The 11,017-nt window shown below is 59.0% G+C and carries 9 protein-coding genes and 2 tRNA genes; 1 reads left to right on the top strand and 10 read right to left on the bottom strand.

All coding sequences use genetic code 11. From position 1 onward, the window contains the following. Positions 1-10: 10 nt before the first annotated feature. Both BK665_RS29820 and BK665_RS29825 read right to left on the bottom strand, forming a co-directional pair. Positions 11-87 (bottom strand) — tRNA-Met (locus BK665_RS29820). Positions 88-203: 116 nt separating this feature from the next. After that, complete coding sequence (locus BK665_RS29825) at positions 204-2,261, bottom strand: methyl-accepting chemotaxis protein (protein WP_123410092.1); 2,058 nt, start codon at positions 2,259-2,261, stop codon at positions 204-206. A 333-nt stretch (positions 2,262-2,594) separates the two neighbouring features. On the opposite strand from BK665_RS29825, the gene BK665_RS29830 reads away from it, so the two are divergent. Then, a complete protein-coding gene (locus tag BK665_RS29830; RefSeq protein WP_123410093.1) occupies positions 2,595-3,812 on the top strand; it encodes an MFS transporter in 1,218 nt (405 codons plus the stop codon). A 188-nt stretch (positions 3,813-4,000) separates the two neighbouring features. Here the strand turns inward: BK665_RS29830 and ychF are convergent, their stop codons facing one another. The 8 genes from ychF to BK665_RS29870 form a co-directional block, all read right to left on the bottom strand. Continuing rightward, positions 4,001-5,101, bottom strand: coding sequence for a redox-regulated ATPase YchF (ychF, locus tag BK665_RS29835; RefSeq protein ID WP_054045704.1), 1,101 nt, complete (start codon positions 5,099-5,101; stop codon positions 4,001-4,003). Between the two features lie 22 nt (positions 5,102-5,123). After that, entirely contained in the window at positions 5,124-5,708 is a 585-nt protein-coding gene (pth, locus tag BK665_RS29840) for an aminoacyl-tRNA hydrolase (protein ID WP_008153430.1), read from the bottom strand. Positions 5,709-5,876: 168 nt separating this feature from the next. Further along, complete coding sequence (locus BK665_RS29845; protein WP_123410094.1) at positions 5,877-6,479, bottom strand: 50S ribosomal protein L25/general stress protein Ctc; 603 nt, start codon at positions 6,477-6,479, stop codon at positions 5,877-5,879. 141 nt (positions 6,480-6,620) lie between these two features. After that, positions 6,621-7,562 carry a ribose-phosphate pyrophosphokinase gene (locus BK665_RS29850; RefSeq protein WP_003208392.1) on the bottom strand — a complete coding sequence of 314 codons (942 nt, stop codon included), beginning with the start codon at positions 7,560-7,562 and terminating at the stop codon, positions 6,621-6,623. Between the two features lie 46 nt (positions 7,563-7,608). Continuing rightward, a tRNA-Gln gene (locus BK665_RS29855) sits at positions 7,609-7,683 on the bottom strand. Positions 7,684-7,719: 36 nt separating this feature from the next. Further along, positions 7,720-8,571, bottom strand: coding sequence for a 4-(cytidine 5'-diphospho)-2-C-methyl-D-erythritol kinase (gene ispE / locus BK665_RS29860; RefSeq protein ID WP_123410095.1), 852 nt, complete (start codon positions 8,569-8,571; stop codon positions 7,720-7,722). 2 nt (positions 8,572-8,573) lie between these two features. Next, complete coding sequence (lolB, locus tag BK665_RS29865) at positions 8,574-9,191, bottom strand: lipoprotein insertase outer membrane protein LolB (protein ID WP_123410096.1); 618 nt, start codon at positions 9,189-9,191, stop codon at positions 8,574-8,576. Positions 9,192-9,195: 4 nt separating this feature from the next. Further along, positions 9,196-10,920 carry a tetratricopeptide repeat protein gene (locus BK665_RS29870; protein ID WP_123410097.1) on the bottom strand — a complete coding sequence of 575 codons (1,725 nt, stop codon included), beginning with the start codon at positions 10,918-10,920 and terminating at the stop codon, positions 9,196-9,198. Between the last annotated feature and the right edge of the window lie 97 nt (positions 10,921-11,017).

Raw genomic sequence — 11,017 nt, forward strand, 5'->3', positions numbered from 1 at the left:
TTTTAGTACTTGGTGGCTACACAGGGACTTGAACCCCGGACCCCAGCATTATGAATGCTATGCTCTAACCAACTGAGCTATGTAGCCAAGTGGCGCGCATTATTCACCGGTAATGCAGATGCGTCAAGCGTAAATCTAAAATATTTCTCTACACTTTCAACCGCTTATCGTCCTGAGCCGAAAAACCGGCGCGGGGCAGGGCGTCAACTGAGCTGAAATCTCCCGGTATTCGCGCTCAAGGCCTTGCTGCCCTGGCTCAAGGTGTCTGCCGCGAGGTTCACCGCCCGTGCGCCTTCCAGCAACCTGACGGCGGCCTGATCGACCTGCTGGATGTTGCCGCTGACCTCATCGGCGGTGCTCGCCTGCTCTTCGACGGCGGTGGCGATTTGCGCCAGAGTGTCGGTGACGCTCTGCACGGCGCTGGCGATTTCCCCCAGGCGTTGACCGAGGCCCGTGACGGCTTCGGCGTCGGACTGAGCCTGGCCGCAGGCCGCTTCCATCAAGCTCACCGCTTCGTTCACCGTGTTGCGCAGGCTGTCGACAGTACCGGCAATCTGCGCCGTGGACGATTGCGTGCGCTGTGACAGACTGCGCACCTCATCGGCCACCACGGCAAAGCCGCGACCTTGTTCACCCGCCCGCGCTGCTTCGATCGCAGCGTTGAGTGCCAACAGGTTGGTTTGCTCGGCCACACCGCGAATGGTGTCGACCACCAGTTGAATCTGCTGTCCTTGCTCGCTGACCCGACCCAATGCCGCCGCCGTGTCGTTGAGGCGCTGATTGAGCTGTTGAATGCTCGCCGTGGTGCGTTGGCTGTCGCGGCTGCTGTCGGCGGCGATGCGCTGCGTGTGCTGGGCGCTGCCGGACGCTTGTTCGCAGCTCTGGGCGACCCCTTGGGAGGTGGCGGCCAGTTGCGTGGCAGCCGCGGCGATCTGGCTGATTTGAATCTGCTGGGCCTCGACTTCGCCCAATGCGCCGCTGGAATGATCGTTGAGGGTGCGCACGGCGTTGCTCAGTTGCAAGGTTTCGTGATCGACCCCGAGCAAACTGTTGCGCAGTTGCACCACCGCGACGTTGAGCGCGGTACTGATTGCCGCCAATTCGTCGCGACCTTGCACCGGCACTTGCAGGCTCAGGTTGCCGTCACGCAAGGCTTCGGCCAGCACGGTGATGCCACTGGCGCTGCGGCGGATCGAAGCCTGCAAACACACGAACAGATAGAGCGCGGCCAGCAACAGGCAACCGAAGATCGTCGCCACCAGGATGAACTGGCGGATGGCCGAGGTGTGGTAATAATCCAGACGTTGATCCAGCGACACCAGGGATTGCTGGCGCAGGGAGGCGAGGTCGGTCAGCAGCGAGTCGAGATTACGTTCGAAGTCGTCCGGCTTGAGGTTGATGCTGCCGCCAAACACGCCGTCGTCGAGGACTTTCAAGGTCCCATCGAGATGCTTGAGGCTGTCATGGTATTGCCCGGCCCAGGTTTGCAGGGCGCTGGGCAGGCGCGCTTCCAGCAGGCTCGCGGTTTTCACAAGCTGCTCACGGGCATCACCGATGCGACCGCGCAAGTCCCGCAGTTGCAGGCGACTTTGCAAGGTGAACTGCCCGGACACCACCGACGCCTGGCCGACCGCTGCGAGGCGTCCGACCCGTTCGATCAGGTCCGGCGCGTGCTGCGTGGAAATCTGCGTCAGCAAATAGGTTTCCAGCCAGGGTGCCAGGGTCAGGCGATTGTCCATGGCGATTTGTTCGCGCAAGGCTTGCAGGGCGCTCAAGGCATTGGTGAAGCGATCATAACCGTCCGGCCACCAGCCGACGCCGCTGAGGCTTTTCGAATCGAGGCCATTCAGGGCGGTTTGCAGCGCTTGGTAACGGGTCAGGGTTTCACCCTCGGCGCCTTCGGTTTTCAGGGCATCGCCCAGCTCCGAGGTGGCTTGGGCGACGGCGGGTTGCACGGCGTCGAAAGCGCCCATGGCGGCGATGGTGGCCGGTGTCGGCTGGCGATTGGTTTCGGTGGCGCGCCAACGGGCGGCGCGGTCACGCTGGGCGGCGAGCAGGTTGTCCAGCGCATCCAGGGCCAGCAGTTGACGAACCCCGGCACGTTCGCCGGATATGAGCTGCAGTTTGTCCCGATAATCCTGGCCGATCATCCACAGACTGCCGCCCAGCGGCAGGATGAACAGCAGAAACAGCAGCTGAAATTTGCGTGCGAAGCCAAAACGCCCCAGCAGCCCGATCCCCGGTGATAAAAAAGCCTGCATGCCCCATGACTCCTCTGGACACCACGCACCATTAGCGTGCGTCGTGATCGTTGCGACCGCGACTTGTGCCCTTTTAAAAGGCCTCGAAAGTTCACCCTCGCCAGCTCTGTAGGCCGACTCTGTAGCGAAACTTCCCATTCTCGATCCCCTTTGTAAGGGGGCCGCGTTGAAGGGGATAAACAAGGCAAGATTTAGACCATGGCGTTGCGCTATCACCCACTCTTCGATGAACGTTAAGGTCGTTAGCTGGCTAAGGGGATGGCGCTGCTGCACTGAAAAATGGCACATTGACGCACCTGCCCGTGTGCACCCATCTGTAGTACGGAAATCCCCATGGCTATCAGCAATGCCCAGACCGGCAGTACGCCGGCGTCCGCGACTCCCCAAAGCAGTCCATTAGTCATGCGCATCATCGGCGCCGTCGCGCTGGCGCACTTGATCAACGACCTGATTCAGTCGGTGTTGCCGTCGATTTATCCGATGCTCAAGGCCAACTATGGCCTGACGTTTACCCAGGTCGGTTTGATTACCCTGACGTTCCAGCTGACCGCTTCGCTGTTGCAGCCGTGGGTCGGTTACTACACCGATCGCCATCCCAAGCCATGGCTGTTACCGGCCGGGACGGTGTGCACATTGATCGGCATTTTAATGATGTCGGAAGTGGGCAGCTTCCCGATGATTCTGCTGGCCGCCGGGTTGATCGGCATCGGCTCTTCGACCTTTCACCCGGAAGCTTCTCGCGTGGCGCGACTGGCCTCGGGCGGGCGGTTTGGCCTGGCGCAATCGACCTTCCAGGTTGGCGGTAACGCGGGCTCGGCCTTCGGTCCCTTGCTGGCCGCAGCGATCATCATTCCCTACGGTCAGGGGCATGTCGCGTGGTTCGGGCTGTTCGCGGTGTTTGCGTTGTTCGTGCTCTATCGCATCAGCCGCTGGTACGCCAACCACTTGAACCTGTTCAAGCTCAAGCAAGGCCAGGCGGCGACCCACGGTTTGTCGAAAAACCGAGTGATCAGCGCGCTGGTGGTACTGGGCTTGCTGGTGTTCTCCAAGTATTTCTACATGGCCAGTTTCACCAGTTACTTCACCTTCTACCTGATCGAGAAATTCGACCTGTCGGTGGCCAGTTCGCAACTGCACCTGTTCCTGTTCCTGGGCGCGGTGGCGGCGGGGACCTTCTTCGGTGGGCCGATTGGCGACAAGATCGGGCGTAAGGCGGTGATCTGGTTCTCGATCCTCGGCGTGGCGCCGTTCACCTTGATCCTGCCCCATGTCGACCTGTTCTGGACCAGCATTCTCAGCGTGGTCATCGGCTTCATCCTGGCCTCGGCGTTTTCCGCCATCGTGGTGTACGCGCAGGAGTTGGTGCCGGGCAATGTCGGGATGATTGCCGGGGTGTTCTTTGGTTTGATGTTTGGTTTCGGCGGGATTGGCGCGGCGCTGCTGGGGCATTTGGCGGACGTGCACGGGATTGAATACGTGTATTTCCTGTGTTCGTTCCTGCCGCTGTTTGGCGTACTGGCGATCTTCCTGCCGAGAACCAAAAAGGCCTGACCTAACATCAATCCCCCTGTGGGAGCGGGCTTGCTCGCGAAAGCGGTGTGTCAGCCAACAGTGATGTTGAAGCTGATGGCCCCTTCGCGAGCAAGCCCGCTCCCACAGGTGTTCGGTGGTGTGGCGGGTAAAACATTGAGGCACAAAAAAGCCGCGTATCAAACGCGGCTTTTTGTTGCTGGCTGTTTTTAAACGTTGAAACGGAAGTGCATCACGTCGCCGTCTTTCACGATGTAGTCCTTGCCTTCCAGACGCCATTTACCGGCTTCTTTGGTGCCGGCTTCGCCCTTGTACTGGATGAAGTCGTCATAGGCGATGACTTCGGCGCGGATGAAGCCTTTTTCGAAGTCGGTGTGGATCACGCCAGCGGCTTGTGGTGCGGTGGCACCGACGCGTACGGTCCAGGCGCGGACTTCTTCGACACCGGCGGTGAAGTAGGTCTGCAGGTGCAGCATCTCGTAGCCGGCGCGGATCACGCGGTTCAGGCCAGGCTCTTCGAGGCCCAGGGCTTCGAGGAACATGTCTTTCTCTTCGCCGTCTTCCAGCTCGGCGATTTCGGCTTCGATCTTGTTGCAGACCGGAACCACCATGGCGCCTTCTTCTTCGGCAATGGCCTTGACGATGTCCAGCAGCGGGTTGTTCTCGAAACCGTCTTCAGCGACGTTGGCGATGTACATGACCGGTTTGGTCGTCAGCAGGTGGAAGCCACGAACCACGGCCTTGTCGTCGGCGCCCATGTTCTTCATCAGGGTGCGCGCAGGCTTGCCGAGTGTGAAGTGAGCGATCAACTGCTCCAGCAGGCCTTTCTGGACCACGGCGTCCTTGTCGCCACCCTTGGCGTTGCGGGTGACTTTCTGCAGTTGCTTCTCGCAGCTGTCGAGGTCGGCGAAGATCAGTTCCAGGTCGATGATTTCGATGTCGCGTTTCGGGTCGACGCTGTTGGAGACGTGAATCACGTTCTCGTCTTCGAAGCAGCGGACTACGTGGGCGATGGCATCGGTTTCACGGATGTTGGCGAGGAACTTGTTGCCCAGGCCTTCACCTTTGGAGGCGCCGGCAACCAGGCCAGCGATGTCGACGAATTCCATGGTGGTCGGCAGGATGCGCTTTGGATTGACGATGGCCGCCAGGGCTTCCAGGCGTGGATCCGGCATCGGCACGATACCGGTGTTCGGCTCGATGGTGCAGAAGGGGAAGTTCTCGGCCGCGATCCCGGATTTGGTCAGGGCGTTGAATAGGGTGGACTTGCCGACGTTAGGCAGGCCGACGATGCCGCAATTGAATCCCATGGTGTATCCCCTCGGATTAGAGTCAGGCCTTCTGGCTGTGCAGGTTTTTCATCGCACGGTTCCATTCCCCGGCGAGGATATCCGGCAGCACGCCGAGGGCAAAGTCGATGCTGGCATCGAGTTTTTCCTGTTCGGCGCGTGGCGCACGACCCAGGACGAAATTTGAAACCATACTGGCAACGCCCGGGTGGCCAATGCCAAGCCGCAAGCGATGAAAGGTATTCTGATTGCCCAGTTGCGCGATGATGTCGCGCAACCCGTTGTGACCGCCATGGCCGCCGCCCTGTTTGAGCTTGGCAACGCCCGGAGGCAGGTCGAGTTCGTCATGTGCCACGAGGATTTCTTCAGGCGTGATGCGGAAGAAACCGGCGAGTGCCGCCACGGCCTGGCCGCTGCGGTTCATGTACGTGGTGGGAATCAGCAGACGAACATCCTGACCCTGATGCGAATAGCGCCCGGTCAGGCCGAAATACTTGCGATCGGCCACAAGGTTCACACCTTGCGCGTTCGCGATGCGCTCAACAAAAAGGGCCCCTGCGTTATGCCGGGTCTGTTCGTATTCAGCGCCTGGATTTCCCAGGCCAACGATCAGTTTGATGGCAGTCACGATAGGGGCCCTTCCTTGGAGTGGTGGATAACATCGCCGCAATCAGGGAGTGCGGCAAAAGTGGACGACAAGTGCTCATTTACCATTATGTAAACTCCGCGTTCTCGCCCGCTTTCTCGCTACGCTCTAGTCCGCGATGTTTCCGGTCACTCCGGCGAACAGAGTAAATTACTCTGCTTCGCCTTCTTCGGTAGCTTCTGGAGCAACACGTGGAGCGTGGACGTTGGCAACAGCCTTGTCATCACCGTGTGCCAGAGCAACAAACTCAACGCCTTTAGGGGCTTTGAGGTCGGACAAGTGAATGATCGAACCGATTTCAGCGTTAGCCAGGTCGACTTCGATGAACTCAGGCAGATCTTTCGGCAGGCAGGTCACTTCGATTTCGGAAACAACGTGCGAAACTTCGCCGCCTTTCTTGATCGGAGCTTCTTCGCCAACGAAGTGTACAGGCACGATAGCGGTCAGTTTCTGGCCAGCTACTACGCGTACGAAGTCAGCGTGCAACACGTGGCCTTTGGCCGGGTGACGCTGCAGGGCTTTGATGATTACGTTTTGCTTGGTGCCGCCAACGTTCAGCTCGATGATGTGGCTGTAAGCCGCGTCGTTTTCGAGCAGTTTGGCAACTTCTTTAGCCAGCATGCTGATGGATTCAGGGGCTTTGTCGCCACCGTAAACTACAGCTGGAACCAGGCTTGCGAGACGACGCAGGCGGCGGCTCGCACCTTTCCCCAGGTCGGAACGCACTTCAGCATTCAGAGTAAAATCGTTCATGTTGTATCTCCAAAATAACCACATTCGCCCCAGCGGTTGCGACCAGCGCTAAAGGCGATATGGGCAAAAAAGCCCCGCCCCGACAGGAATGCCGGGGCGGGGCGCTTTTCGTCAACGAGACATTCGAGAAGGGCAGGGCCCTTAACGGAACATCGCGCTGATCGATTCTTCATTGCTGATGCGGCGGACCGCCTCGGCAACTACCGGCGCGATATCCAGTTGACGGATACGCGAGCAGGCTTGAGCAGCAGCGGACAACGGGATGGTGTTAGTCACCACCAGTTCGTCCAGCATGGAATTTTCAATGTTTTCGATCGCCCGACCGGACAGCACAGGGTGTGTGCAGTAGGCGAAAACCTTGGCAGCGCCATGCTCTTTCAGGGCCTTGGCCGCGTGGCACAGAGTGCCGGCGGTATCGACCATGTCATCGACCAGAATACAGGTACGCCCTTCGACATCACCGATGATATGCATCACTTCAGAGTGATTGGCTTTCTCACGGCGTTTGTCGATGATCCCGAGATCCACGCCCAGGGATTTGGCAACAGCCCGTGCACGCACGACGCCACCAATGTCCGGGGACACGATCATCAGGTTTTCGAAGCGCTGATCTTCAATGTCATCCACCAGAACCGGGGAGCCGTAGATGTTATCTACTGGAATATCGAAGAAACCCTGGATTTGGTCAGCATGCAGATCAACCGTGAGAACACGGTCGATGCCGACTACGGTAAGCATGTCAGCAACGACTTTCGCGCTGATAGCCACACGTGCGGAACGCGGACGGCGATCCTGACGGGCATAACCAAAGTAAGGAATAACAGCAGTGATACGAGTAGCCGAGGAGCGGCGGAAGGCATCAGCCATCACTACCAGTTCCATCAGGTTATCGTTGGTCGGAGCGCAAGTCGGCTGAATAATGAAGACATCTTTACCGCGGACGTTTTCATTGATCTCGGCAGTAATTTCGCCGTCGGAGAACTTACCGACAGAGATGTCACCGAGAGGGATATGCAGCTGACGTACAACACGCCGAGCCAGATCGGGGTTAGCGTTCCCCGTAAAGACCATCATCTTGGACACGCGCAGTACCTGAAGGCTGAGGGTAACCTGGATGAGTATAGGAAAATGGCAGGGGCGGCTGGATTCGAACCAACGCATGGCAGGATCAAAACCTGCTGCCTTACCGCTTGGCGACGCCCCTGTATCTGTTGCAACGATTACCCAGTAATCGATTCCTTTAGAGCAGATTTTGCAGCTTGCGATGCAACATCGAAACGTTGCTTCCCTTTGCTACAAACCCTGTAAGGGTCTCTGTAAGAAGGGCCGAGACTTTATCAGCTTCAGCTTTGCTTGGGAAGCCCCCAAACACACAACTTCCAGTTCCGGTGAGTTTTGCTTCGGTAAATTTACCTAACAAATTCAAGGCGTTACGTACCTCTGGATAACGTCTTGCTACTACCGGTAAGCAGTCATTTCGACTGTTTCCCTTGGGAACGGGGCGCACTTTAATGGCAGAAGAGTTACGTGTCAACAAAGGATCTGAAAAAATTTCTGCTGTACTTACAGATACTTGCGGCACGAGCACGAGATACCACGGTTCTTCGGGGTCTACAGGGGTCAGTTTCTCCCCCACGCCCTCGGCAAAAGCCGCGTGGCCACGGACGAAAACCGGGACGTCGGCACCCAGCGTCAGGCCCAGCACGGCCAGTCGATCCTCATCCCAACCCAGTTGCCACAGGTGATTGAGGCCGAGCAGAGTAGTCGCGGCATTCGAGCTACCGCCACCGATTCCGCCGCCCATGGGCAGGATTTTGTCGATCCAGATATCAATGCCCAGCGCACAACCGGATTGCTCCTGAAGTTTTTTCGCGGCGCGGACAATCAGGTTGCTGTCGTGGGGCACGCCGTCGAATTCGGTGTGCAAACGAATCACCCCGTCATCGCGCACGGCGAAGGTGATTTCGTCGCCGTAATCGAGAAACTGAAAAATCGTCTGCAACTCGTGATAGCCGTCTTCACGGCGCCCCAGAATGTGCAGCATCAGATTGAGTTTGGCCGGCGAGGGCAGCGTCAAGCGCGGAGCAGTCATGGTCACTGCCCCAGTTTGCGTGGTTGCCATTCCTTGATCACCAGCGTGACATCAAGGTCGGTGCCGTGCAGTTTGATCCGCTCGGGCAGCCAATAGCCGTTTTGCTCGGCGTAGCTCAGGTATTCGACCTGCCAGCCATCCTGTTCCAGATTGGCCAGGCGACTGTCGGCGTCCAGGGTCAGGCGACTCTTGCTGTCCGGGGCCGGCAGCCCGCGAACCCACCAGGCCAGGTTGGACACTGGCAATTTCCAGCCCAGTTGTTCTTCGAGCAAGGCTTCGGGAGAGGTCGCGTCATAGCGGCCCTGGTTGGCGACTTCCAGCGACACCTTGCCAGGACGCCCGGTCAGGCGTGCGGCACCGCGACCCAATGGACCGGAGAGGCGGATGTCGTAGTAATCCTGACGTTGCAGCCAGAACAGCGTGCCGCTGCCCGAGTCCTTGGGTGCGCGAATGCCGATCTTGCCGTTGATCTGCCAGCCGTCGAGGGCGGTCATCTGCTGTTTGTAGGTGTTCCATTGGGCCGGGTTGCCCTGGCCCTGGACCGACTCACGAGCGCCGAAACCCGCGCAACCGGCGAGCAGGGCGATGAAGCTGAAAACAATAACGTGGCGCAAAAACATAATCTTAAAGAGTCTCTGATCCGGTCAGGCGCTTGATGGTGCCGCGCAGGGTAGGGCTGTCGGGCTGATCCTTGAGGAACTTGCCCCAGATTTGCTTGGCTTCGCGCTGTTTGCCGTTGGCCCACAGGACTTCGCCCAGGTGAGCGGCGACTTCCTGATCGGGGAAACGCTCCAGGGCCTGGCGCAGCAAACGCTCGGCTTCATCGAGATTGCCCAGGCGGAAATTCACCCAGCCAAGGCTGTCGAGGACCGCCGGATCTTCCGGATTGAGCTGGTGTGCGTGCTCGATCAGGGCCTTGGCTTCTTCGTAGCGGGTGGTGCGGTCGGACAGGGTGTAGCCGAGGGCGTTCAACGCCATGGCATTGTCCGGGTCGCGCTTGATGATCAGGCGCAGGTCTTTTTCCATCTGCGCCAGGTCATTGCGTTTTTCCGCGAGCATGGCCCGGGTGTAGAGCAAATTCAGGTCGTCCGGGTATTGCAGCAAGGCTTTGTGCAACACGCCCCAGGCCTTGTCGCCCTGGTTGTTGGCGGACAGGGTTTCGGCTTCGATCAGGTACAACTGGATCGCGTAATCCGGTTGTGCGTCGCGCTCGGCCAACAGTTTGCTCTGGGCTTCGGCGGTCTTGCCGTTGTTCATCAGGATATCGGCCTGGCGCAACTGCGCTGGCAGGTAATCATTGCCGGGGCCGACCTGGGCGTACTCGATCAAGGCACCTTGCGGGTCGTTGCGCTCTTCGGCGATCCGGCCGAGGTTCAGGTGCGCCGAATCCACATGGCTTTCCCGGGCGATCAAGTCTTCCAGGTAACCCTTGGCCTCGTCCCAGGCCTTGGCTTCCAGGCACACCAGCGCCAGGGAGTAACGCAATTCGTCATCTTCCGGGTACTGCTGAACCAGGCTGGAGAACTCGACCTTGGCGTCATCCATGCGGTCCTGTTCGACCAGCATGCGCGCATAAGTCAGGCGCAGGCGTTTGTCGTCCGGGTATTTCTTGATGCTTTTTTGCAACAGTGGCAGGGCTTCGCTGCCACGGTTGAGGGTTTGCAGCAGGCGTGCGCGCAGCAGGATCGGTGCGATTTCGCCGGCTTCAGGCGGATTGTCTTCCAGCAGGCTCAGTGCGCCCTTGGCGTCGCCGTCCTGTTGCATCAACAAGGCCTTGCCGAAAATCAGCTGGCCATTCTTCGGATGGCGCTGCAACAAACGGTCAAAACTTTTCATCAGGCCGTTGCGGGTGTCCTGGTCGGTATCCGCCGCGGACAGAGCAAGAAAGTCGAAATGCGTGTCGCCCTTGCCCAGCAGGACTTTCTCCATATAGACCATGGAGTCGTCATAGCGCCCGGCGCGTGCCAGTTGCACGGCGGCGGCGCGCTGCGCTTCGAGGTCGTCCGGGGCGTTTCTCGCCCAGATCAGCGCGGTATCGAGGGCGGCCTGATCGGCGCCCAGGTACTCGGCGATGCGGAAGGCGCGCTCGGAGATGCCCGGATCCTGGGTGTTGATGGCCTGGGTCACGTAGTTGTCCAGCGCAATGTCGAAACGATTGCGCTGGCCAGCCAGTTCGGCACTCAACAGGCTGAAGACGGTTTCTTCGCTGAAGGAGCTGTAGACCTTGGGCTTTTCAGGGGCTGGAGTGCTGTCTTCAGTCGGCGGCGTGCCGTCCGACGAAACGGGGGCCATAGCCTGGCAGCCGCTGAGGAAGACAAAAGCGAGGAGCAACGCGGAAGATCTATTCATATAGGAGAAGGACGACTAACCTGCGGTCGGATCATCATGACACAAGCCTTCGGCCAAACATAACCGAGTCTCAATTGATGCCTTTATAGAGGCAAGT

The organism is Pseudomonas frederiksbergensis, assembly GCF_003732665.1.
Classification (GTDB): domain Bacteria; phylum Pseudomonadota; class Gammaproteobacteria; order Pseudomonadales; family Pseudomonadaceae; genus Aquipseudomonas; species Aquipseudomonas frederiksbergensis_G.

What these genes read in the sequence shown, in the direction of transcription:
- ispE (WP_123410095.1), bottom strand. Translation starts at nt 8,571, where the DNA reads ATGACTGCTCCGCGCTTGACGCTGCCCTCGCCGGCCAAACTCAATCTG.
- BK665_RS29825 (WP_123410092.1), bottom strand. Translation starts at nt 2,261, where the DNA reads ATGCAGGCTTTTTTATCACCGGGGATCGGGCTGCTGGGGCGTTTTGGC.
- ychF (WP_054045704.1), bottom strand. Translation starts at nt 5,101, where the DNA reads ATGGGATTCAATTGCGGCATCGTCGGCCTGCCTAACGTCGGCAAGTCC.
- lolB (WP_123410096.1), bottom strand. Translation starts at nt 9,191, where the DNA reads ATGTTTTTGCGCCACGTTATTGTTTTCAGCTTCATCGCCCTGCTCGCC.
- BK665_RS29830 (WP_123410093.1), top strand. Translation starts at nt 2,595, where the DNA reads ATGGCTATCAGCAATGCCCAGACCGGCAGTACGCCGGCGTCCGCGACT.
- BK665_RS29870 (WP_123410097.1), bottom strand. Translation starts at nt 10,920, where the DNA reads ATGAATAGATCTTCCGCGTTGCTCCTCGCTTTTGTCTTCCTCAGCGGC.
- BK665_RS29845 (WP_123410094.1), bottom strand. Translation starts at nt 6,479, where the DNA reads ATGAACGATTTTACTCTGAATGCTGAAGTGCGTTCCGACCTGGGGAAA.